19 protein-coding genes are annotated in these 22,436 nt (G+C 70.8%); 12 read left to right on the top strand and 7 right to left on the bottom strand.

Going from position 1 to position 22,436, the window contains the following annotated elements; all coding sequences use genetic code 11:
• Positions 1-32: 32 nt before the first annotated feature.
• Positions 33-1,472: an NADP-dependent phosphogluconate dehydrogenase gene (gene gndA, locus ABZT93_RS08545; protein ID WP_356100886.1), complete on the bottom strand. Its 1,440-nt coding sequence runs from the start codon at positions 1,470-1,472 to the stop codon at positions 33-35.
• Between the two features lie 265 nt (positions 1,473-1,737).
• On the opposite strand from gndA, the gene ABZT93_RS08540 reads away from it, so the two are divergent.
• Entirely contained in the window at positions 1,738-2,925 is a 1,188-nt protein-coding gene (locus ABZT93_RS08540; protein WP_356100884.1) for a transglycosylase family protein, read from the top strand.
• Here ABZT93_RS08540 and ABZT93_RS08535 read toward each other — a convergent pair.
• Positions 2,915-4,045, bottom strand: a complete 1,131-nt coding sequence (locus tag ABZT93_RS08535) for a DMT family transporter (protein WP_356100881.1) — start codon at positions 4,043-4,045, stop codon at positions 2,915-2,917. The two genes, ABZT93_RS08540 and ABZT93_RS08535, sit on opposite strands and share 11 nt — an antisense overlap.
• A 209-nt stretch (positions 4,046-4,254) precedes the next feature.
• On the opposite strand from ABZT93_RS08535, the gene ABZT93_RS08530 reads away from it, so the two are divergent.
• From ABZT93_RS08530 to glgC, 3 genes are read left to right on the top strand one after another with little or no spacing between them, the layout of a single operon-like run.
• Entirely contained in the window at positions 4,255-4,998 is a 744-nt protein-coding gene (locus ABZT93_RS08530) for a (2Fe-2S)-binding protein (RefSeq protein WP_356100878.1), read from the top strand.
• A gap of 44 nt (positions 4,999-5,042) precedes the next feature.
• Complete coding sequence (gene glgA, locus ABZT93_RS08525; protein ID WP_356100875.1) at positions 5,043-6,197, top strand: glycogen synthase; 1,155 nt, start codon at positions 5,043-5,045, stop codon at positions 6,195-6,197.
• Between the two features lie 50 nt (positions 6,198-6,247).
• On the top strand, positions 6,248-7,468 hold the full coding sequence (glgC, locus tag ABZT93_RS08520) for a glucose-1-phosphate adenylyltransferase (protein ID WP_356018750.1): 1,221 nt from the start codon (positions 6,248-6,250) through the stop codon (positions 7,466-7,468).
• A 24-nt stretch (positions 7,469-7,492) separates the two neighbouring features.
• Here glgC and ABZT93_RS08515 read toward each other — a convergent pair whose 3' ends face one another.
• A complete protein-coding gene (locus ABZT93_RS08515) occupies positions 7,493-8,005 on the bottom strand; it encodes a hypothetical protein (RefSeq protein ID WP_356100872.1) in 513 nt (170 codons plus the stop codon).
• A 74-nt stretch (positions 8,006-8,079) separates the two neighbouring features.
• On the opposite strand from ABZT93_RS08515, the gene ABZT93_RS08510 reads away from it, so the two are divergent.
• The 4 genes from ABZT93_RS08510 (at position 8,080) to ABZT93_RS08495 (ending at position 14,122) form a co-directional block, all read left to right on the top strand.
• Positions 8,080-10,683, top strand: a complete 2,604-nt coding sequence (locus ABZT93_RS08510; protein ID WP_356100870.1) for a PA14 domain-containing protein — start codon at positions 8,080-8,082, stop codon at positions 10,681-10,683.
• Positions 10,684-10,841: 158 nt separating this feature from the next.
• A complete protein-coding gene (locus ABZT93_RS08505; protein ID WP_356100868.1) occupies positions 10,842-12,170 on the top strand; it encodes a wax ester/triacylglycerol synthase family O-acyltransferase in 1,329 nt (442 codons plus the stop codon).
• A 103-nt stretch (positions 12,171-12,273) separates the two neighbouring features.
• The gene (locus ABZT93_RS08500) at positions 12,274-13,794 is read left to right on the top strand and encodes an SDR family NAD(P)-dependent oxidoreductase (RefSeq protein WP_356100865.1); all 1,521 of its coding nucleotides are present in this window, start codon (positions 12,274-12,276) and stop codon (positions 13,792-13,794) included.
• 97 nt (positions 13,795-13,891) lie between these two features.
• On the top strand, positions 13,892-14,122 hold the full coding sequence (locus ABZT93_RS08495) for a hypothetical protein (RefSeq protein WP_356100862.1): 231 nt from the start codon (positions 13,892-13,894) through the stop codon (positions 14,120-14,122).
• Positions 14,123-14,127: 5 nt separating this feature from the next.
• Here the strand turns inward: ABZT93_RS08495 and ABZT93_RS08490 are convergent, their stop codons facing one another.
• Positions 14,128-14,919, bottom strand: a complete 792-nt coding sequence (locus ABZT93_RS08490; RefSeq protein WP_356100860.1) for an SDR family oxidoreductase — start codon at positions 14,917-14,919, stop codon at positions 14,128-14,130.
• 25 nt (positions 14,920-14,944) lie between these two features.
• Positions 14,945-15,295: a hypothetical protein gene (locus ABZT93_RS08485; protein WP_356100857.1), complete on the bottom strand. Its 351-nt coding sequence runs from the start codon at positions 15,293-15,295 to the stop codon at positions 14,945-14,947.
• Between the two features lie 467 nt (positions 15,296-15,762).
• On the opposite strand from ABZT93_RS08485, the gene ABZT93_RS08480 reads away from it, so the two are divergent.
• On the top strand, positions 15,763-15,936 hold the full coding sequence (locus tag ABZT93_RS08480) for a hypothetical protein (RefSeq protein ID WP_356100854.1): 174 nt from the start codon (positions 15,763-15,765) through the stop codon (positions 15,934-15,936).
• 51 nt (positions 15,937-15,987) lie between these two features.
• Positions 15,988-16,476, top strand: coding sequence for a GNAT family N-acetyltransferase (locus ABZT93_RS08475; RefSeq protein WP_356100851.1), 489 nt, complete (start codon positions 15,988-15,990; stop codon positions 16,474-16,476).
• A gap of 4 nt (positions 16,477-16,480) precedes the next feature.
• Here the strand turns inward: ABZT93_RS08475 and ABZT93_RS08470 are convergent, their stop codons facing one another.
• The gene (locus tag ABZT93_RS08470; protein ID WP_356100848.1) at positions 16,481-17,824 is read right to left on the bottom strand and encodes an amidase family protein; all 1,344 of its coding nucleotides are present in this window, start codon (positions 17,822-17,824) and stop codon (positions 16,481-16,483) included.
• Between the two features lie 249 nt (positions 17,825-18,073).
• On the opposite strand from ABZT93_RS08470, the gene ABZT93_RS08465 reads away from it, so the two are divergent.
• Both ABZT93_RS08465 and ABZT93_RS08460 read left to right on the top strand, forming a co-directional pair.
• A complete protein-coding gene (locus ABZT93_RS08465; RefSeq protein WP_356100846.1) occupies positions 18,074-19,894 on the top strand; it encodes a family 20 glycosylhydrolase in 1,821 nt (606 codons plus the stop codon).
• 10 nt (positions 19,895-19,904) lie between these two features.
• Positions 19,905-21,440 carry an alpha-L-fucosidase gene (locus ABZT93_RS08460; RefSeq protein WP_356100844.1) on the top strand — a complete coding sequence of 512 codons (1,536 nt, stop codon included), beginning with the start codon at positions 19,905-19,907 and terminating at the stop codon, positions 21,438-21,440.
• A gap of 128 nt (positions 21,441-21,568) precedes the next feature.
• On the opposite strand, the gene ABZT93_RS08455 is transcribed toward ABZT93_RS08460, so the two are convergent.
• Complete coding sequence (locus tag ABZT93_RS08455) at positions 21,569-22,270, bottom strand: FadR/GntR family transcriptional regulator (RefSeq protein WP_356100842.1); 702 nt, start codon at positions 22,268-22,270, stop codon at positions 21,569-21,571.
• Positions 22,271-22,436: the final 166 nt, after the last annotated feature.

Raw genomic sequence — 22,436 nt, 5'->3', positions numbered from 1 at the left:
CGGTGGCCCTCCTCCATGTCACCGGGCGACGCTCAGCTCGTCACCTCGGACCGGTCACCGCCCCACAGCGTGTGGAACGAGCCGTCGCGGTCCGTGCGCCGGTACGTGTGCGCACCGAAGAAGTCCCGCTGCCCCTGCGTGAGCGCGGCCGGCAGACGCTCGGCGCGCAGTGCGTCGTAGTACGCCAGCGCCGCCGAGAACCCGGGCACCGGCACCCCCTGCCGCGTCGCCGCGATGATCACGTCACGCCAGTCGTCCTGGGCGTCGGCGATCTCCTGGGCGAAGGTGGCGTCGGAGAGCAGGCTGGGCAGGTCCGCTCGGGTGTCGTAGGCGGAGCGGATGCGGTCCAGGAAGGCCGCGCGGATGATGCAGCCGCCGCGCCAGATCGCCGAGACGGCACCCAGGTCGATGTCCCAGTCGTACTCCTCACGGGCGGCCGCGATCTCGTGGAAGCCCTGCGTGTACGACACGATCTTCGAGGCGTACAGCGCCTGCTCGACCCGGTCCGCGAAGGCCCCGGCCTCCGACTCCGACAACGGGGACGCCTTCGGCCCGGCGAGACCGCGCGACGCCTCCCGCAGCTCCGCGTGGCCCGACAGCGACCGCGCGAAGACGGCCTCCGCGATGCCCGACACCGGCACGCCCAGGTCGAGGGCGATCTGCACGGTCCAGCGGCCGGTGCCCTTCTGCTCGGCCTGGTCCACCACGACGTCCACGAACGGCTTGCCCGTCGCCGCGTCCACGTGGGAGAGCACCTCGGCCGTGATCTCGATCAGGTACGAGTCCAGCCGGCCGGTGTTCCAGGTGCGGAAGATGTCGGCGATCTGGGCAGGGGAGTAACCGGCCACATCGCGCAGCAACTGGTACGCCTCGCCGATCAGTTGCATGTCGGCGTACTCGATGCCGTTGTGGACCATCTTCACGAAGTGCCCGGCCCCGTCGGGACCGACGTGCGTGACACAGGGCGCCCCGTCCGCCGCCTTCGCGGAGATCTTCTCCAGCATCGGGCCGAGCGAGTCGTACGACTCCTTCGGGCCGCCCGGCATGATGCTCGGGCCGTTGAGCGCGCCCTCCTCGCCGCCGGAGACGCCCATGCCGACGAAGTGGATGCCCTGCTCGCGCAGTTCGCGCTCCCGGCGCCGGGTGTCCGCGAAGTGCGCGTTTCCGCCGTCGATGATCATGTCGCCGGGCTCCAGCAGCGGCGCGAACTCCTGGATCACCGCGTCGGTCGGCTCACCGGCCTTCACCATGATGACCAGCCGGCGCGGGCGCTCCAGGGCCGCCACGAACTCCTTGGCGGTCTCGGCCGCGATGAAGTCGCCCTCGGAGCCGAACTCCTCGACCAGGGCGTGCGTGCGTGACGCCGTCCGGTTGTGCAGGGCGACCGTGTAGCCGTTGCGGGCGAAGTTGCGGGCCAGGTTGCGGCCCATGACCGCGAGGCCCGTGACGCCGATCTGCGCTGTTGTGCTCATACCGCCTGCTCCCAAAAGATCCTGTGGATCGCGTAGGTCGTCTGTCGCTGCCGGACGTGCTTGTCAGTATCGTCCACCGGCCATCCTGGCTTGTCGGAGGACCGGCCGCACACCAGGGATACGGTTCGGGCGCCTCGTTGCGTTCAGCCGGGACGCCGGTCCGATACGCGCCCCCACGCGGCTGGTTGCCGTCTTGTCATGGCCTGTTCGCGGCGCTTACTTTTGCCCCTCCTGGCGCATGACGCATGTCTAGGGGGAGGCCACCATGGCCGTACGGGGCCGGCACCGCCGGTATCAGCCGAACAGGATCAACCGCGCCTCACTCACCGTCACGGCGGGCGGCGTCGGCATCGCGGTCCCGCTCATCGGCACCGGTACCGCCCACGCCGCCGACGTGGACATCTGGAACAAGGTCGCCGCGTGCGAGTCCAGCAGCAACTGGAGCATCAACTCCGGCAACGGCTATTACGGCGGACTCCAGTTCACCCGGTCCACCTGGGAGGCGTACGGCGGCACCCGGTACGCGGCGCGCGCGGATCTGGCCACCCGGGACCAGCAGATCGCCGTGGCCGAGAAGGTGCTGGACGGACAGGGACCGGGCGCCTGGCCGGCGTGCTCGGTGCGGGCCGGGCTGACCCGCGGGGGCTCGGACCCCGGCATTCAGCCGCTCACGGAGAGCACGGCCCCGCCGCGGGACTCCCGGCAGCACACGAAGAAGACGACCTCCGTGCGGGACGTGCAGCCGCAGACCACCCCGCAGTCGCGGGCCGGGTCCGCCGAGATGTACACGGTGGTACGGGGCGACTCGCTCTCCGGGATCGCCGACGCGCAGCGGGTCCGGGGCGGCTGGCGGGGGCTGTACGCCGCCAACCGGAAGACCGTCGGAGCCGATCCCGACCTGATCCTGCCCGGACAGCGGCTGAAGCTGCGCGGAACCGTCGGCGCGAGCACCACCACCGACCACACCCCGGCGAAGAAGACCTCTTCCGGCACCCAGGAGAGGGCCAGGAAGACCAAGAAGAGCGAAAGGCCCGAGAAAGCCGCGGACACGGGTCTGGTCGCGCCCGTCAACGCCTCCCTCGGCACCCCGTACCGCAAGGCGGGCTCCGCCTGGTCGAAGGGCTACCACACCGGCGTCGACTTCCCGGTGCCCACCGGGACGTCCGTGAAGGCGGTCGCGGCCGGGAAGGTCGTCACCTCGGGGTGGGGCGGCTCCTTCGGCTACCAGGTGGTGATCCGGCACGCCGACGGCCGCTACACGCAGTACGCCCACCTGTCCGCGATCTCCGTGAAGGCAGGGCAGTCGGTGGGCGCCGGGCAGCGCATCGGCCGCTCCGGCTCCACCGGCAACAGCTCGGGCCCGCATCTGCACTTCGAGGTGCGGACGGGGCCCGGGTTCGGTTCCGACATCGACCCGTTGGCGTATCTCCGGGCCGGCGGCATCAGGATTTGACGCGCGTCCGATGCCGGTCCAGGACCGGCATCGGGATGTACGCGGCGCCGTAGAAGGGGCCGTAGTACGCCGGGGGTTCGTCTCCCGGGCTCGGGAGCAGGTCGGACGGGTCGTCGTCCGCCGCCGCCTCGGGCGAGGCGGACGTGGGCAGGAGCAGCTCCTCGCGCAGGGCCGCGACCTGGTCGACGAGCACGCCCTCGCGCACGAGAGCATCGGCCGGTTCCTCGGCGGGCGCCGGGACGAACACCTCCCCGCCCTCGGGGACCGCGGCCGCCGACGGCTCGGCGTGGGTGCGCTGGATCCGTTCCGTCGTCAGCAGGATCAGGCCGCCCGCCGCCACCACACCGCAGCTCAGGGCGAGCGCGGTGCCCGTGGTGCCGTAGCGGAAGGTTTCGCCGAACATCGTGATGCCGACCGCTGCCGCCACCACCGGGTTGACGACCGTCAGAGTGGCCAGCGGGGCCGCGAGACCGGCGCCTCGGTAAGAGGCCTGCGACAGCATCAGTCCGGCGGTGGCGAGGACTCCGATCGCGGCCAGCGAGGGCAGGTCCGCCGCCGACACGCCGCCGCTCCAGTCGACGGCGACCGTCTTGGTGAACACCGAGGACATGCCGAACGCTATGCCGGACGCGGTCGCGAGCAGCACGCTGCGCACCACCGGGTGCCGGTGCGCGGCCCTGCCCGCGATCATCAGCGCGACCACCGCTGCGGCCGTCACCAGCCCGGCGAACACCCGCTGGGTCGCGCTCAGCGAGTGCGCGTCGGAGGCTCCCACCAGGGAGAGCAGACCGGCCAGACCCACGGTCGCCATGATCGCGCCCCGCCAGGCGGTGGCCCCGGCCCTGCGGCCGACGAACAGCGCGGCCATCGGCAGCGCGAACACGATCGTCAGGGCGCCCAGCGGCTGGACCAGGCTGAGGGGACCGTAGGCGAGCGCCACCACGTGCAGCAGTCCGCCCAGACCGTTCAGCGCGACCGCCGCCCACCAGCTCGGCCGGCGCAGGGGTGCGTAGTGCTCGTCGGGGTGCGACACGGCGACCTGCTCCTGCACGATCGCCCCGCCCGCGTAGGCGACGGCGGAGACGAGCGAGAGGAGCACGGACAACGCGAGGGCACTCATGAGCTGCTCCTCTGCGTGAGGCGGGGGCTGGCTGCCCGGCGCGACGAACGGTCGTCTTCCATGACCAACACGATGCCCGGAAAAGTTCTTCCCGTCGTCGTCCCTGAGCAGGCAATGGGTCCTACTGCCGATGGAGTACAGAAGAGTCCGTGTCCTCCCCAAGGCGGGTGACACGGGTGGAGGCCCCCTGCGGGGTACCCCTACGGGCCTTGGTACTACTGCTGGTCGTGGACCTCGACCCTGATCTCGCGGCGCTGCGACCGCTCGGCGCCTTCTTCGTACTGCGGACGATCGGCGGCACTCCCGGGACAGCACGCCCGGCGCTGCCGACCCTCGCACAAGTCTACGAGAACCATGCGTCGGATGTTTATGGAAATACCCTGACTTTCCGGGTCCGGAAAGTCGCCGACGCCCTGCGTGCCCCCGAGGCCCGGATCGCGGCCTCCATCGCCCACCAGGGCCTCGCGGCCCGGCTGTGGTCGGTCGCGCTCGGCTGTGCGGTCCTTGGCGGCCGCATCCCGGACCTCTCGCCGCGGCGGCTGCGCTGGGACCCCGACGCGAGCGCCCCCGACGACCTGTGGCTGGACGTCGTGGAGCCGCTGCCGGGAGACGCCGGGACGATCGCCGACATCGTCCTGCACGGCCACCTCGAACCGCTCACCGCGGCGCTGCACGCCGAGTACCGGCTCGCCACCGGACTGCTGTGGGGCAACGCCGCCTCGGCCCTCGCGGGCGCCGCCCGTCAGCTGGGTCACCGCCCCGAGCTCTCGGCCCGCGCCCGCGCCCTCTCGGCCGAGCTCCTCGCCCATCCGTTGCTCGCAGGCACCCTGGAGAGCACCACGCTCCGCCGCCGCAGCTGCTGTCTGTACTACCGGTTGCCGGAAGGTGGCGTGTGCGGTGACTGTTGCTTCACACGAGCCCCGCGCTCTTCCCCGCGCGGCACATCTGGGTGACCATGAAAGTGATACCGATCAGCCGCTGAGACAGGGGGTTCTGGGTGCGTGTGGGCCTGTTGACCCGGGAGTACCCGCCGGACGTGTACGGCGGCGCGGGAGTCCATGTCGAATTCCTCGCCCGGGAGCTGAGGTCCCTGGTCGACCTGGATGTGCACTGCTGGGGCGAGGGCCGCGCGGACGGCGTGGTCCGGCACCGGCCCTGGTCCGCGCTGGACACCGCCAACGACGCGCTGCGCACGTTCTCCGTGGACCTGTCCATGGCCGCGGGCCTCGAAGGCAGGGAACTGGTCCACTCCCACACCTGGTACGCCAATCTCGCCGGCCACCTCGGCAAGCTGCTGCACGGCATCCCGCACGTGATGACCGCACACTCCCTGGAGCCCCTGCGCCCCTGGAAGGCCGAGCAGCTCGGCGGCGGATACGCCCTGTCCAGCTGGGCCGAGCGCACCGCGATCGAGACCGCGGACGCGGTGATCGCCGTGTCGGGAGCCATGCGCGAGGACATCCTCGGCTGCTACCCGGCGCTCGATCCGGCCAAGGTCCACATCGTGCACAACGGCATCGACACCGCCCTGTACCGGCCCGACCACGGCACCGACGTACTGGACCGCATCGGCCTGGACCGCGATCGCCCTTTCGTGCTGTTCGTCGGCCGCATCACCCGTCAGAAGGGCGTGCCCCATCTGATGCGCGCGGTGCGGGACATCGACCCGGCCGCACAGGTCGTGCTGTGCGCGGGCGCGCCGGACACGCCCGAGATCGACCAAGAGTTCCGCGAGCTCTTCGAGGAGCTGAGCCGGGTCCGCGAGGGCGTGCACTGGATCCCGCAGATGCTGCCGCGCCCCGAGGTGATCCAGCTGCTGACCCACGCGGCCGTGTTCGTCTGCCCCTCGGTGTACGAACCCCTCGGCATCGTCAACCTGGAGGCGATGGCCTGCGGCACTCCCGTGGTGGCCTCGCGGGTCGGCGGTATCCCGGAGGTCGTGGACGACGGGCGGACCGGACTGCTGGTGACCGTGGACGACGCGTTCGAGACGGCCCTCGCGGGGGCACTCGACTCCGTGATCGGCGATCCGGCGACGGCACGTCGGATGGGCGAGGCAGGACGGGAGCGCGCGGTGAGCGAGTTCGGCTGGGACGCGGTCGCACGGCGCACGGTCCGGCTCTACGAGGAGATCGTCAAACAGGCGTACTAAGCCCCTCGCAAGGGCAGTGAATGGGTGAAACCAGGGTGAGGGGAGCGGCCATGCGTCGTGGCGGACCTTCGGTGCTCGGCATCGTACTCGCGGGCGGGGAAGGCAAACGCCTGATGCCCCTGACCGCGGACCGCGCCAAACCAGCGGTCACCTTCGGAGGGACGTACCGACTGGTCGACTTCGTCCTGTCCAACCTCGTCAACGCCGACATCCTGCGCATCTGTGTGCTCACGCAGTACAAGTCGCACTCGCTGGACCGGCACATCACGACGACCTGGCGGATGTCGAGCCTGCTCGGCAACTACGTCACGCCGGTGCCCGCCCAGCAGCGCCTCGGGCCGCGCTGGTACCTGGGCAGCGCGGACGCGATCCTGCAGTCCCTGAACCTGCTGTACGACGAGCGCCCCGAGTACGTCGCGGTGTTCGGCGCCGACCACGTGTACCGCATGGACCCGCGCCAGATGCTCGCGCAGCACATCGAGTCCGGCGCGGGTGTCACGGTGGCCGGCATCCGCGTGCCGCGCTCGGAGTCCCCGTCGTTCGGGGTGATCTCCCCGGGCTCGGACGGCCTCACGGTGGAGCGCTTCCTGGAGAAGCCCGCCGACCCCCCCGGGCTCGCGGACGACCCGGAGTGCGTGTTCGCCTCGATGGGCAACTACATCTTCACCACCAAGGCGCTGATCGAGGCACTCCAGCGGGACTCCGAGGACGAGCACTCCGTGCACGACATGGGCGGTTCGATCCTTCCGCAGCTCACCGACCGCGGCGAGGCCCAGCTGTACGACTTCAGCGCCAACCACGTCCCCGGCGAGACCACCCGCGACCGCGGCTACTGGCGGGACGTGGGCACCCTGGACGCCTATTACGACGCCCACATGGACCTGATCGCCGAGCGCCCCGCCTTCAACCTGTACAACCGGCAGTGGCCCATCTACACCCACTCCGGCCAGCTCTCGCCGGCCCGTTTCAACGCGGGCGGCATCGCCAGCGAGTCCATCATCAGCGCGGGCTGCCTGATCCGGGGCCAGGTCACCCGGTCCGTGCTCTCACCCGGTGTCCTGGTCGACCCGGGGGCCGTGGTCCAGGGCTCGGTGCTGCACGACAACGTCAAGATCGGGCGGGGCGCGGTGGTCCGCGGCGCCGTCCTCGACAAGAACGTCGAGGTCCCGCCGGGCGCCACGATCGGCGTGAACCCGGAGCGGGACGCGGAGCTCTACACCGTGTCCAAGGGCGGAGTGATCGCGCTCGGGAAGGGGCAGCTGGTGTCCTAGCCCGATCCTTGACCTGGGGTCGGTTCAGCCCTGTTCGCGCAGGGACTGGTAGTTCTTCATGATCACCTCGCTGGTCCGGCGCAGCTCGTCGGAGGGGCTGATCTGGAGGTATTCGCTGCCCGGCTCGGTGTGGACCGGTACATGTCCCGCGGGGGCGTAGAACGCGTCGCCCTGGTGGTACACCTCGTCGTGGTCCGCGTAGTGGAAGGTGAGTTCGCCCCTGAAGACGTAGCCCCAGTGCGGGCACTGGCAGCGGTCGTCAGGCAGCCCCTTGAGCAGGGGCCGGTGGTCGACGTCCTCGCGGAAGGTCAGGAAGTCGACCGTGTAGTCGCCGAACTCCTCGGAGCGGTCGACGACGGCCCCGTAGTCGCCGCCCTGGGTGGTCGTGTCGCGGGAAACCTTCGGCATCTCCGTCGCCTTCTTCCGGCAGGGGAGGGTCTTGTTCCCATTGTCCGCCCGCGGCTGCCCCTTGTCCGCGTGCGGCACGTCGACGTCCGCGTGCGGCGCGTCGACGGCAACCGCCGACCGGGTTGTCATGTCCCTGGACGGAAGCCGGAATCCGTGTTGTCATGCCAACTCCTGCCCATGACAACGTTGTTATGGAGGCTTCCATGCACAGCAGGCACCTCACCCGCCTCAGAGGCCGACTGGCGTTACTGTTCGCCGCCCTGCTCGGGCTCGCCGGTCTGACCGCGACACCCGCCCTGGCCGACGACCCCGTCGAGGCCCGCGGACTCAAGGGCGAGTACTGGACCCAGTCCGCCCCCGGCGCCTTCGACTTCCACGAGCTCAAGGCCACCACCTTCGACCCGAACCTCGACTTCGACAACCTGGAACCCCGGCTCGCCGCCGCGACCGGCCGCTCGGACGACGTCAGCGTCCGCTGGACCGGCAGGCTCGTCCCGACGGCGTCCGGCCCCCACACCTTCTCCGTCACCGGAGACAACGGCTTCCGCCTGTGGATCGGCGGGCAGCTCCTCATCGACCACTGGGTCGACGACTGGGACCGTGAACAGAGCGCGCAGCCCGTCGAGTTGACCGCCGGACAGTCCTATGACATCAAGGTCGAGTACTTCGAGCACTACGGCGGCTCCAACCTCCACCTGCGCTGGGTCCGGCCCGGTGGCGGCAAGGAAGCGGTCCCGCAGACGGCGTTCCGGCTCCCCGAGGGCTACGACTACGACGGACCGATCGCGACCACCGTCCTCGGCACCGGCCGCACCCTGAGGCTCGACTTCGCCCAGCCGCTCGCCGCACCCCCGGCCGGCCTCACCGGCCACCTCCAGGCGGTGATCGGCGGCGCCAAGTGGCCCCTGGGCGCGGCGAAACAGGACCCGCGGGACCCCCGAGCGCTTCTCGTCGCCCTCGCGGAACCCGTCGTGGGCAAGAGGACCGGCACCGCGCGCGGCACCGCCGACCTCCGCTACGACGGCGAAGGCGGGCTCACCAGCGCGGACGGCAACGTTGTCAACGCCTTCTGGAGCAGCGGCCCCAACCACTCGACGTACGAGCTGCGCACCAAATGGGCCGACGAGGTGGGCCCCGGCAACGCCCATCCCGAGTACCCGCGCCCGCAGTTGACCCGTGACGCGTGGCAGAACCTCAACGGGCGCTGGCAGTTCGCCGCCGCCGGGCCGGGCGAACAGCCGCCGGTCGGCAGGAACCTGGCCGAGCGCATCCTCGTCCCCTACCCCGTGGAGTCCCAGCTCTCCGGCCTGGAACGGCACGAGGACCGCATGTGGTACCGCCGCACCTTCACCGTCCCGGCCGACTGGCACATCGGCTCCGGCAAGCGCCTGCGGCTCAACTTCGGGGCGGTCGACTGGCGGTCCGAGGTGTACGTCAACGGGACCAGGGTGGCCGAACACACCGGCGGCTACGACAAGTTCAGCGCCGACATCACCGACGCCCTGAAACCCGGCCGCACCCAGGAACTGATCGTCGGCGTGTACGACCCCACCGACGCGGCCGACGGGGAGAACCCGCCCCTCGGCAAGCAGCGCCTCGACCCGAGCGGCATCTGGTACACCCCGTCCTCCGGCATCTGGCAGACCGTCTGGATGGAGCCGGTCGCCCGTGACCACGTCGACTCCCTCAAGCTGACCCCCGACGTCTCCGCAGGCCGGCTGACGGTCGAGGCACAGGGCGTCCGCGACGGCCTACCGGTCACGGCGACGGCGTACGCCGGAAAGCGTAAGGTCGCCACGGCCCACGGCCGGACCGGTGGGCCGCTCACCCTGACCATCGACGAGCCGCGCCTGTGGTCGCCGGACGACCCGTACCTGTACGGCCTGAAGGTGACCGTGGGAGCCGACCATGTGGGCAGCTACTTCGGGATGCGCTCCATCGCCGTCGAGAACGTGAACGGCACCCCGCGCACGGTCCTCAACGGTGAGCCCGTCTTCATGATGGCCACCCTCGACCAGGGCTTCTGGCCCGACGGCCTGCACACCGCACCGACCGACGAGGCCCTCGCGTACGACCTGAAGGTGCACAAGCAGCTCGGCTTCAACGCCGTACGCAAGCACATCAAGGTCGAGCCCGACCGCTGGTTCTACTGGGCCGACCGGCTGGGGCTGATGGTGTGGCAGGACATGCCCGCGATGACCGCGGGGGTGAATCCGAGCCCCGCCGCCCGCGCGGAGTACGAGCGCGAGATGAAACAGATGATCGACGAACACATCAGCAGTCCGTCGGTCGTCATGTGGGTGACCTTCAACGAGGGCTGGGGACAGTACGACGTCGGCCGGATCGCCGAGCAGGCCAAGGCCTGGGACCCGACCCGCCTGGTGAACAACCAGTCGGGCCTCAACCTCGGCGCCGACGGCGACGCCGGCGACATCATGGACGAGCACGGCTATCCCAGCCCCGCCCTGCCGCCCCACCCGGACGGCAGACGTGCCCTGGTCAGCGGGGAGTACGGCGGCCTCGGCCTGGCGGTCCCCGGACACGCCTGGTCGGTACAGCAGTCCTACGTCGACGTCGACCCGGCGACCTACACCGACGACTATCTGGTCAAGCTCGACGAGGTGCGGGCCCTTGCCTGCCGGGGCGGCAACGCGGCCGTCTACACCCAGATCTCGGACGTCGAGGGTGAGCTGAACGGGCTGCTCACCTATGACCGGCGGGTCCTGAAACCGGACGTCGAGCGGGTCAGGGCCGCACACCAGGCCATCGTCCGGGATGCGTCCCGGGCGACCCCGGCAGGGTGTTGATCACCCACGGATGCCCCATCCGCACCATGTGTCCCGCCCCTTTCTCCGGGGGCGGGACTTAATCTGCTGTTAACTGAGCGTAGCTTGATCGTACTTGACCGTAATCGCTGAGTAGCGATTGACTGCTGGCCCACCCGTTGTCGACGCGAGGCAAGCCATTGACTTCTGACCTGCTGGCCCCTCTCGACCTGGCGTTCTGGAACATGGAATCCGCCGAGCACCCGATGCATCTGGGAGCGCTCGGCGTCTTCACGGCGCACTCACCCACCGCCGGTGCCCACGCGGCCGACCTGCTCGCGGGCCGCGCCGCCGCCGTACCCGGGCTGCGGATGCGGATCCGGGACGTGTGGCCGCTCGGCTTCCCGTACGCCTTCGGAGGCGCCGCCCGCGTCCCGGACCCCGACTTCGACCCGCTGCGGCACGTCCTGCTGCACGCCCCGACCGCGGACTTCCACACCGAGGCCGGCCGGCTCATGCAGCGGCCGCTGGACCGTGAGCGGCCGCCGTGGGAGGCGCATGTGCTGCCGGGGGAGGACGGCGTCTCCTTCGCCGTGCTCTTCAAGTTCCACCACGCCCTGGCCGACGGACTGCGGGCCCTGACGCTCGCCGCCGCCGTACTGGACCCGATGGACCTGCCCACCCGTAAGCCACGCCCCGAGGAGCCCGCGAAGAGCCTGCTCCCCGATGTGCGCAGACTGCCCGATCTGCTGCGGGGTGCCGTCTCCGACCTGGGCCGCGCCCTCGACATCGGTGCCTCCGTCGCGCTGTCCTCCGTGGGCGTGCGCTCCTCCGCCGCCCTGACCTCCGAGCCGAGCGGTACCCGGCGCACCGCCGGAGTCGTCGTCGACCTCGACGATGTGCACCGGGTCCGCAAGAGCCGGGGCGGCACCGTCAACGACGTCCTGATCGCGGTCGTCGCGGGCGCCCTGCGCCGCTGGCTGGACGAGCGCGGCGACGGCAGCGAGGGCGTGGCGCCCCGCGCCCTGATCCCGGTCTCCAGGCGCCGTCCGCGCACCGCGCACCCTCAGGGCAACCGGCTCTCCGGATACCTGGTGCGGCTCCCGGTCGACGATCCCGACCCGCTGGGCCGCCTGGACACGGTCCGGTCGGCCATGGACCGCAAGAAGGACGCCGGTCCCCACCGCGGCGCGGGCGCCGTCGCCCTGCTCGCCGACCACGTCCCGGCCCTGGGCCACCGTCTCGGCGGGCCCCTGGCCGGTCAGGGCGCCCGGTTCTGGTTCGACATCCTCGTCACCAGCGTGCCGCTGCCCAGCATCGGCCTGAAGCTCGGCGGCAACCCGGTGACCGAGGTGTACCCCTTCGCCCCGCTGGCCCGCGGCCAGTCCCTCGCGGTCGCCATCTCGACATACCGGGGGCAGGTCCACTACGGCCTCGTCGCCGACGCGGAAGCGGTGCCTGACCTGGACAGGTTCGCCCGGGCGCTGACCGAGGAGGTGAAGGAGCTGCTGACCGCCTGCGGCTCTTGATCGTTTCCGGATTGCGGGCCGGGCCCGGCACTGAAGTAAAATTCCGCGTTCGACCAGCGGACGCGGCCAGGGCCGCACGGGTGACCAGGGAAACGGCAGCGCGATGACGGTGACAGAGGACGGCTCGGCGACGACCATGGACGAGGTCGTGCGCGCGCCCGGTGACGAGGTCGTGCACGGCCCCGGCATCGACCCGGAGCGGCTGGCCGTCTGCCTCAGCGTGCTCGACGAGCTCGACAAGCTGGACGTCGACCACCCCGACGCGATCGCCGTGCGCCGGGCCACCGCCGGGATCTACCGCACCGTGAAGCAGCGCCGCAGGCAGGAGCGCCGGGCCGCCAAGACCGCCCACGACAAGGCGGTCACGGAGGCCACGGCGACCGGCTCCGCCCAGCGCATCGACGACGAGACCGAGGGCATCCTGCCGTCGTCGGTCACCGAGGAGGGCAGGGTCGCGGGGATACTCCAGCGCCCGCGCTCCTGCTACACCTGCAAGACCCGGTACGTCGAGGTCGACTACTTCTACCACCAGCTCTGTCCGGACTGCGCCGCCCTGAACCGCGCCAAGCGCGACGTCCGCGCCGACCTCAGCGGCAAGCGCGCCCTGCTCACCGGCGGCCGCGCCAAGATCGGCATGTACATCGCGCTGAGGCTGCTGCGCGACGGCGCCCACACCACGATCACCACGCGCTTCCCGAAGGACGCCATCCGCCGTTTCAAGGCCATGGACGACTCGGCGGACTGGATCCACCGCCTGGAGGTCGTCGGCATCGACCTGCGGGACCCGGCGCAGGCCGTGGCCCTCGCCGAGCAGGTCACCGAGGCGGGCCCGCTCGACATCCTCGTCAACAACGCGACGCAGACCGTACGACGGCTGCCCTCCGCCTACGCCGCCCTGGTCGACGGCGAGAGCGCCCCGCTGCCCGCCGGTGAGCTCCCCGCCCACCACGTCATCGGTGCCTTCGGCTCCGGCGCGGTCGACGGACTCGCCTCCCTGCCGGCCGGGATCTCCGGCCTCGACGCGCAGCAGGTCGCCGACCTCGCCCTGGTCGCGGGCAACGCCAGCGTGGCCCGGCACCTCGACGGCACCGCCATCGACGCGGGCGGCCTCGTCCCCGACGTCGTCGACAGCAACACCTGGGTCCAGACCATCGAGCAGATCTCCCCGGTGGAGCTCCTCGAGACCCAGCTGTGCAACTACACGGCACCCTTCATCCTCATCAGCGCGCTGCGCCCGGCCATGGCCGACGCCGCGAAGAAGGCCAGGAGCGGCCGCTCCTACGTGGTGAACGTCTCGGCGATGGAGGGTGTCTTCGGCCGCGGTTACAAGGGCGCCGGTCACCCCAACACCAACGCCGCCAAGGCCGCCATGAACATGGTCACGCGGACCAGCGCCCAGGAGATGTTCCAGACCGACGGCATCCTCATGACCTCCGTCGACACCGGCTGGATCACCGACGAGCGCCCCCACTTCGACAAGCTCCGCCTCGCCGAGGAGGGCTTCCACGCCCCGCTCGACCTGGTGGACGGCGCGGCCCGCGTCTACGACCCGATCGTGCGGGGCGAGGACGGCGAGGACGTCTACGGGGTCTTCCTGAAGGACTACGCGCCCGGCAAGTGGTGAGCCCGCGGACGACCTGACCTCCGGCCGGCGGCCCGGCGTGTGGGCCGCCGCCGACGGGGAACCCGGGGTCCGGGCGAGTTCCCCGCGAGGAGTTGTCATGGCACGTCCACACAGCATCGATCCGCGCGCCTTCAACGATCCGCGCAACCACTACCCGACCGACGAGGAGTTCTACGCCAGCGACCGGCCGGTCGTCCGCGAGCTCGCCGAGGACCGGCCCCGGGGCGGTGCATCCGACCCGATCAGGCACCCCTGGAGCTGGGGCATGCTCGCGCTCGTCGTCTTCGCCTGCCTGATCGTCCTCATGGGCATCGCCCTGTTCCCGTGACGTCGTCATGAGGGCGGCGGAGCGTACGACCGCAGCCGGTCGTGCACGGCGTACCCGCCCGGGTGCGCCGCCCGCACCCGCGTGCCCCCGTCCACCAGCAGATCCGCCCCGGTGATCCACTCGGCCGCGTCGGACGCGAGCCACACCACCGCCCGCGCGATGTCCCCGGGCTCGCCGATCCGGCCCAACGGCAGCTCGACGGGCCCCTTCTCCCACACGAACCGCGCCATCTCCGTCCGTACGAGCCCGGGAGAGACGGAGTTCACCCGCACCCGGGGCGCCAGCTCGCCCGCCAGCTGCCGGGTGAGGTGAAGCAGCGCCGCCTTGCTGGTGCCGTACGCGCCGACGTTCGGCCCCACGTGCCCGGCGCCCTCCGTGCAGACGTTGATCACCGACCCGCCGTGCTCCCGCATCCACCCGCGCCATGCCGCCTGGACGAGTCGCAGCGGCGCCTCGACATTGACGGTGAAGGCCTCGCGCCACGCGTCGGGATCGACCTCCATGAGGGGGCCGTACGGCTGATTCGTCGCCGCGTTGTTGACCACGACGTCGAGGCGGCCGAACTCACGCAGGGCGAGCTCCACGAGGGCGGGTGGATGGGCGGGGTCGGCGACGCTGCCCGCGATTCCGATGCCGCCGAGCTCGGCGGCGGCCCGCCTGACGTCCTCCCGGTCCCTGGCCGTGACGCACACCAGTGCGCCGGCGTCGGCCAGTTGCCGGGCGACCTCGCGCCCGATCCCACGGGTGCCGCCGGTCACGAGGGCGGCCCTGCCGTGCAGTCCGTACGACGACGTCATCGCCGTACCGTCTCATGACGGACCGTCAGTCAACAGTCTCCAGGCGAGAGTTGCGCGCCGCCACCAGTTCCAGGACGGCACGCCAGTCCTCCAGGACACCGGCGTCGAACCGGGCCGAAAGACTCTCCTCGCCCGCCAGGAGCAACAGATCGCCGTCGGTGGCGGGGCCGTGGTGGCGCACCAGTCGGTAGACCCGTTCGCCGAGCAGGGTGCGGAAGACCTCGGGCGCCTGTCCGGTACCCAGCATCAGGCCCGCCACCTGGAGTTCCTTGTCGGCGGGCCGGCTGCGGCGCAGCAGTGCGGCGGTCCGCAGGGCGTGTTCGCTGCCGCAGGCGTGCAGCAGATCCATCAGCTCGTCGACACTGCGCAGTTCCATACGTCAGACCTCCCGCCGGGCCGGCCGTTGTCGTGGGTCAGCACATCATGGGTGCCTTGCGAATCGGCCAACGGGACTTGAACTGCGCGACCTCGACGGCTCGGAGGGCCGGGCGAGCCGTAGGCCGAACGAGTGACTTCGAAAAGGCGCATAAACTGACAAATCAGGTGAAATGAAGCCAGAAAAGCCAAGGTGAATTGCAATGGTTACACCTTGTTTTCAGCCCCTATCGAGCGGACCCCTGCTCATCTGGTTAATCTGTAGCCGACGGACGGCAGTACGGGGTCCCACCCACACCCATGGTCCGTCCCGGGACAAGCCGGTCACCACGGCCTGCTCTCACCTGAGTTGCACGGCGCCACCGCGTCCGAACCGATCTCGACCCAGACCCGAGCGGACGTCCAGGCACCGACCGTAGGTTGGACAGGTACGTCCCGAGGGTGAGCCCGACACATAAGGAGTGCGCGGTGACACCGGAGAAGACGAATCGCGAACAGCGCCCCAAGGAACGCCCGGAGCGCGGGGGCCGACGGCCCGGAGACATCGGCAGCCTCGACGTGTGGGCGCGCTCCGCCCCCATCCGTCTCGCCGGCTACGAGGACGACCTCGCCGAGCCCCACATCCTGCCCAGCGTGGACTGACCGCAGGACCTTCGCGATCGCCGACGGCATGGGCGTGCGAGACTCACGCCCATGCTGATCAGAGAAGCCGTGGCCGACGACTGGCCACGGATCTGGCCGTTCTGGCACCGGATCGTGGCCGCGGGCGAGACCTACGCCTGGGACCCCGACACCTCCGAAGAAGCAGCGCGCGCCCTGTGGATGCACCCGGCCAAGCGCGTCCACGTCGTCGAGGACGAGACCGGCGCCCTCGTCGCCTCGGCCTATGTCACCCCCAACTACGGCGGCCCGGCCGCCCGGATCGCCAACGCCGGCTTCATGGTCGACCCCGACCAGGGCGGCCGCGGTTACGGCCGTGCCCTGGCCGAGCGCATCCTGGCCACCGCCGCGGCGGACGGCTACCGGGGCATGGTGTTCAACGCCGTCGTGGAGACCAACCCGGCCGTGCGGCTGTGGACCTCGCTCGGCTTCACCATCCTCGGCACCGTGCCGGACGCCTTCGAACACCCCCGGCACGGGCCGGTCGGCCTGCACATCATGTACAAGGCACTCCAGGGTTAGGAGCTCAGTCGAGCGGTGCCGTCCGCCGCCACGGCTGCCGCCGCTCCAGCTCCTCCGCGACCTCCAGCAGCACCGTCTCCGACCCCGGCCGGGCCACCAGTTGTACGGCGGTGGGGGCGCCCGAGGGCAGGGTGCCGAGCGGGACCGACATGGCCGGCCAGCCGGTGAGGTTCCACGGCGGAGTAAGGGGCGAGTAGTTGGTGTTGACGAGGACGTTGCGCAGCCAGCCTCGCTCGTGCCAGGCCTCGGCCTTGGGGGAGCGGCGGGCCAGTGCCGGAAGCAACAGGACGTCGTGCTCGGCGAAGAACGGCTCCAGGCGCTCGCGCAGTTCCTGCCGGGCCTTCCCCTTCCGCACCCCCTTGACGAAGCGTCGGCCGATCGCCGCGTGCACCCGGGTGCGCCGGGCCAGCAGCCGCGGGTCCAGCCCCTGTGCGTCGACCGAGGTGCCCGCCGTCCAGGTGGCCAGCGAAGTGACGCTCAACGACAGCGGGTACGGCGGGTCGGCGCGCCGCACCTGATGCCCCGCCTTGATCAGCAGTCCGGCCGCCTCGCGGACCGCTTTCGTATACGGCGCGCTGATCGTGACCCCGGCGAGAGGGCTGCGCAGGGACACCGCGACGTCGAGTGTGGCGGGCGCGTCCCGTCGTGCGAACCCGGTGCCGGCGATGACCGAAAGCAGCAGGCGGGTGTCCTCGACCGTGGTCGCGAGAGGGCCGTTCTCGGACATGCCGAACCAGTCGCCGTCGCTGATGCCGGCCGGCACCACCCCCGGCCCGGGCTTCAGTGTGACGAGGCCGCAGTTGGCGGCGGGGATGCGCAGGGAGCCCATACCGTCGTTGCCGAGGGCGATAGGGACCAGGCCCGCGGCGACCGCGGCCGCGCTGCCCCCGGACGAGCCGCCCGCCGTGCGCGAGGTGTCCCATGGGTTGCGGGAGGTGCCGTGCACGCCCTCCGTGGTGCCGAAGACGCACAGCTCCGGCACGTTCGTCAGCCCCACGACCACCGCGCCCGCGGCCCGCAGCCGGGCCACGACCTCGTGGTCGGCCTCGGCGGGCGTGTCCGGGGTCGCGGTGGAGCCGACACGGTTGGTCTCGCCGCGCACGGCGAGGTTGTCCTTGACGGCCACGGGCACACCGGCCAGGGGCAGTTCACCGAGGTCGCCCCGGGAGCCCACCTCGTCGGCCTCCGCCAGCGCCGCCTCGGCCCGCACCAGCCGGAACGCTCCGACCCGCCCGTCGAGCTTCTCGATCCGGGCGAGGTGCTCGGCCACCACCTCCCGGGGCGTGGCCCGCTTCTCGCGGACGGCGGCGGCGATCTCGGCGGCGGTACGGCCGACCCAGCTGGTCACGTGCGCTCCTCGGGGCTACTCGCGAGTACGTAGGGAGAACTCTGCCCGGCGGCGGACGTCACGTCGAGAGCGCTCACGCTTGGACATTCGGACCGGTGTTCTTGGACTTTTCGCGACGGGAGAGACCGGGTGAGGGTCGCCGACCAGCAGGTCATCCGATCTCTGGCTCAACTCTCGTCCGGTTCAGCCCCGTTGACAGCCCCTCTGGTGACCTCAATTATCAGCCATCCGATGAATAGGGAGTCGCTCATGAGGAAACGGCTGAGATTCGCCGCCGTCGTGGCGCTGCTGACGTTGCTCCTGGCACCCGTCCCGGCCCTCGCCCGCTCGGCGGAGGGGACGCCGGTCACGGTGCCTGCCCTGACCCGGTGGACTCCGGAGGCGGGGGCGTACGTCTATCGGCCCGGGGCGCGACTGGTCGCGGACGACCCCGCCGAACGCCGGGTCGCCGACACGCTGGCCGGTGATCTGCGGGCGGCAGGACACGGCTCGGTCCCCGTCGTACGGGGCGGAGCCCGCACTGGTGACATCGTTGTCGACGTTCAGTCGACCCGGAGTTCCCTAGGCGCCGAGGGCTACGAGCTCCACGCCGGCAGAAGCCTGTCGATCACCGGGGCGACCGAAACCGGAGCCTTCTACGGCACCCGGACCCTGCTCCAGCTCCTCGCCCAGGGCGACCGCGTCCCCGCCGGACGCACGGTCGACGTGCCGCGCTACAAGGAGCGGGGCGCCGGCGTGTGCGCCTGCTACATCCACATCTCCCTGCCCTGGCTGGAGAACCTCGTCCGCGAGATGGCCTACCACAAGCTCAACCAGCTGCTCGTGGAACTGAAGGTCAAGAGCGACACCCACCCCGAGGCCGACACCTGGGGCTACTACACCAAGGACGAGATACGGCAGCTCGTCGCACTCGGCGACAAGTACCACGTCGAGATCATCCCCGAGATCAACTCGCCCGGCCACATGGACCCGTGGATCGAGAACCGTCCGGACCTCCAGCTGACCGACTCCGACGGAGTCAAGCAGCCCGCACGCCTCGACATCACCCAGCAGGCCGCCTTCGACTACTACACGAGCCTGATGGACGAGTACGCCCAGGTCTTCACGTCGAGGTCCTGGCACATGGGCGCCGACGAGTACATGCTCGGCTCCGACTTCGCCAAGTACCCGCAGATCCTCAAGTACGCCCAGGAGAAGTACGGTTCGGACGCCACCCCGCAGGACGCCTTCGTCGACTTCGTCAACCGCGTCCACGACTACGCGGCGCGCAAGGGCGTGCGGCTGCGCATCTGGAACGACGGGCTGACCGGCGCCAACACCGTGCCCGTGAAGACCGACACCACGGTCGAGCACTGGCTGAACGTGGCGGTGAAGCCGAGCGTGCTCATCGCGCAGGGGTACTCGGTGATGAACTCCGCCTACTCGCTCTACCTCATCCGCGGCGGCTTCCACAGCGACACCGAGTCGCTGTACGACCAGAGTTGGGACCCGCGCAGCTTCGAGGGCGAGAAGCTGCCCTCCTCGCAGGGCGTCACGGGCGCGAAGATCAGCCTGTGGCCGGACAACGGTCGCGGTGAGACCGAAAACGAGGTCGCGGTACGGCTCTGGCCCGCACTGCGGCACATCGCCCAGGCCACCTGGGGCGATCCGCATCCCGACGCGACCTACGCCGAGTTCGTGGCACGCGGTACGGCGGTGGGGCACGCGCCCGGTCGGCGGGATCTGACCCGGGTGCCGGTGCCGGACGGGACGTACACCTTCGGACGGTCCTTCACGGCCTCGGTGCAGCGCACGACGGACGGCTATGTGACCCTCCGCTCGACGGCCGGGTGCCTCGCGATCAGCGCAGGCAGGCTCACCCTGAACGTGCCGCTGCAGCCCGGAGTCGAGGCGACCTGGGACCCCTGCGACGCGGCCGGCACCTTGCAGCGCTGGGTGCTGGAACCCGTGGCGGGCGGCTACCGGCTCGTCAACGCGATCACCCGGATGGCGCTCACCGTCACGGACGACAACCGGATCGTGCAGTACCCGGTCGACCAACGCATGCCCGCAGTCTGGCACTTGAGTTGAGGAGCACCCCATGACCGTCTCCAGACGCCTCTTCGTCACCGCCGCCGCGGGTCTTGCCGTGACCGGCATTCCGGGTCCTTCGGCCCTGGCCTCGGACGATGACCACCGCTACCGCATCCCCGTCTCGCCGGACGACAGCGAGGCCGACCTCGTCCGCAAGGCCTCCCAGGTCCGGCCCACCGCACGGCAGATCGCCTGGCAGAGCCTGGAGCGGACCGCCTTCCTGCACTTCGGCGTGAACACCTTCACCGGCCTGGAGTGGGGCACCGGCGACGAGGACCCGGACGTCTTCCAGCCGACCGGGCTCGACACCGACCAGTGGGCCGCGGCCCTGAAGGACGGCGGCTTCAAGCTGGCCATCCTCACCGTCAAGCACCACGACGGCTTCGTCCTCTACCCCTCCCGATACACCGACCACTCGGTGGCATCGAGCAGTTGGCGGGGAGGCCGGGGCGACGTGCTGCGTTCCTTCGCCGACTCCATGCGGCGGCACGGCCTGGGGGTCGGCGTCTACCTCTCGCCCGCCGACGAGAACCAGTACCTGCACGGCGTCTACGCCAACGGCAGCGCCCGCTCCGAGCGCACCGTCCCCACCCTGGTCGAGGGCGACGACCGCGACCCGGACCGCTTCTTCACCCTCCCCGCGACCGACTACGGCGCCCACATGCTCAACACCCTGTACGAGGTGCTCACCGAGTACGGGCCCGTCGACGAGGTGTGGTTCGACGGCGCTCAGGGGCACATCCCGCCCGACAAGGTGGAGAGTTACGACTGGGACAGCTGGTACACCCTGGTGCGGGCCCTCGCCCCGGACGCGGCGATCGCCGTCACCGGTCCCGACCTGCGCTGGGTCGGCAACGAGAGCGGCACCGCGCGCGAGGACGAATGGAGCGTCGTCCCGGTCAAGGAGAACCAGTACGGCCGCACCGACTGGGCGCTGTCGTACGACACCCCCGACGAGGGCAGTCGCACCGCCCTGGTGAAGGCGCAACCCGCGACGGACTACCTCCAGTGGTGGCCCGCCGAGTGCGATGTCTCCATCCGCGACGGCTGGTTCTACCACGCCGACCAACAGCCCAAGTCCGTCGACTACCTGACGGAGATCTTCTTCGGATCGGTGGGCCGCAACGCGGTGCTGCTGCTGAACGTCCCGCCGGACACCGACGGCCTGCTGCACGCCACGGACGTCGTCCGGCTGCGTGAGTTCCGTGAGCGCGTCGACCGCGAGCTGCCCCGGGATCTGGCACAGGGCGCCCGCAGGACCACGGCACCGGACCGCGTGACGCTGGACCTGGGCCGCGAGACGGAGGTCGACCGCATCCGCCTCGCGGAGGACATCCGGCACGGTCAGCAGGTGGAGGGCTTCGTCGTCGAGGCGTTCCGCGACGGCGCCTGGACGCAGATCACGGGCGCCGGCACCATCGGCGCCAGCCGCATCCTGCTGCTGCCGGATCCGGTGCGGGCCCGGAGGTGGCGACTGCGGGTGACACGGTCCCGAAGCGCCGTACACCTGGCGGAGTTCGGGTTGTACAGGTCTCAGGTCTGAGGGAGCGGACGGCCACCGGGTTGTCGGCGACCCGGTGGCCACCGACGCGTGGATCGTCGGCCCGCGCCCGAACAGGGCGAGCGCCTCTTCCTGGCCGGCCCGCCATCAGCCGGTCGGCTTGCCCCGGGTCACGCCCCGAGCTGTGCCCGCAGCCACTCCTCCACCTCGCCCACATGCGCGGCCGCCGCGGCCCGGGCCGCCTCCGGGTCGTGCGCGACCAGGGCGCGGTGGATCGCGGCATGCTCGCGCCGGGTGCGTTCGAACGCGCCCTCCTCCTGGTAGCCGCGCCAGACCCGGGCCCGGAAGGTGCGGGACGACAGGCCCTCAAGGATCGCCGCCATCGTGTCGTTCCCGGCCGCCACCGCGATCTCCCGGTGGAAGGCCAGGTCGTGGGCGAGGATCTCCTCCGGGTCGTCGGTGGCGTTCATCGCCGTGAGGTGTTTCTCCACCTCGGCCAGCTGATCGGGCGTGATGCGGGCGGCGGCCAGCGCGCTCGCCGTCGACTCCAGGATGCGGCGCACCTCCAGGAGCTCCACCAACTGCGGGCCCCGGGACAGATCGGCGACCACACCGAAGGTCTCCAGCAGGTCGCCGGCCTCCAGCTGGGTGACGTAGATGCCCGAACCGTGCCGGGCCTCCAGGACGCCCAGCACCGTCAGCGCGCGGATCGCCTCCCGCATCGAACTGCGGGAGATGCCCAGCTGCACCGCCAGATCACGCTCGGTCGGCAGCCGCTGGCCCGGCTCCAGGCGGCCCTCGCCGATCATCGCCTTGATCTGCTCGATGGCGCGCTGCGTCACGGTGCCCTTCTGCGGGGCTGTCTCGTCCACGCCACTCCTCCACTCACCGGATGCCACTCACCGGGTGCGCCGCAGTCTAACCGTCGATGTGGTCCGACCACTATGGCCGGAAGACGGGAAAATATGCCGCCAGAGGGTATTGCCAAGGGTGAGTGGTCTGATAAGTATGCCGTCATCTGCTCGAACACGCCCATGC

Origin of the sequence: Streptomyces sp. NPDC005303, assembly GCF_040607335.1 — a bacterium.
Lineage (GTDB): Bacteria > Actinomycetota > Actinomycetes > Streptomycetales > Streptomycetaceae > Streptomyces.
This window is presented reverse-complemented; position numbering and strand designations above follow the sequence as displayed.

Bases quoted from the DNA above. Each gene is read 5' to 3' on its own strand.
- ABZT93_RS08485 (WP_356100857.1), bottom strand. From the start codon at position 15,295: ATGGAACTGCGCAGTGTCGACGAGCTGATGGATCTGCTGCACGCCTGC.
- ABZT93_RS08510 (WP_356100870.1), top strand. From the start codon at position 8,080: ATGCACAGCAGGCACCTCACCCGCCTCAGAGGCCGACTGGCGTTACTG.
- ABZT93_RS08500 (WP_356100865.1), top strand. From the start codon at position 12,274: ATGACGGTGACAGAGGACGGCTCGGCGACGACCATGGACGAGGTCGTG.
- ABZT93_RS08460 (WP_356100844.1), top strand. From the start codon at position 19,905: ATGACCGTCTCCAGACGCCTCTTCGTCACCGCCGCCGCGGGTCTTGCC.
- ABZT93_RS08495 (WP_356100862.1), top strand. From the start codon at position 13,892: ATGGCACGTCCACACAGCATCGATCCGCGCGCCTTCAACGATCCGCGC.
- ABZT93_RS08515 (WP_356100872.1), bottom strand. From the start codon at position 8,005: ATGACAACCCGGTCGGCGGTTGCCGTCGACGCGCCGCACGCGGACGTC.
- glgC (WP_356018750.1), top strand. From the start codon at position 6,248: ATGCGTCGTGGCGGACCTTCGGTGCTCGGCATCGTACTCGCGGGCGGG.
- ABZT93_RS08535 (WP_356100881.1), bottom strand. From the start codon at position 4,045: ATGAGTGCCCTCGCGTTGTCCGTGCTCCTCTCGCTCGTCTCCGCCGTC.
- ABZT93_RS08465 (WP_356100846.1), top strand. From the start codon at position 18,074: ATGAGGAAACGGCTGAGATTCGCCGCCGTCGTGGCGCTGCTGACGTTG.
- ABZT93_RS08475 (WP_356100851.1), top strand. From the start codon at position 15,988: ATGCTGATCAGAGAAGCCGTGGCCGACGACTGGCCACGGATCTGGCCG.
- ABZT93_RS08490 (WP_356100860.1), bottom strand. From the start codon at position 14,919: ATGACGTCGTCGTACGGACTGCACGGCAGGGCCGCCCTCGTGACCGGC.
- ABZT93_RS08540 (WP_356100884.1), top strand. From the start codon at position 1,738: ATGGCCGTACGGGGCCGGCACCGCCGGTATCAGCCGAACAGGATCAAC.
- gndA (WP_356100886.1), bottom strand. From the start codon at position 1,472: ATGAGCACAACAGCGCAGATCGGCGTCACGGGCCTCGCGGTCATGGGC.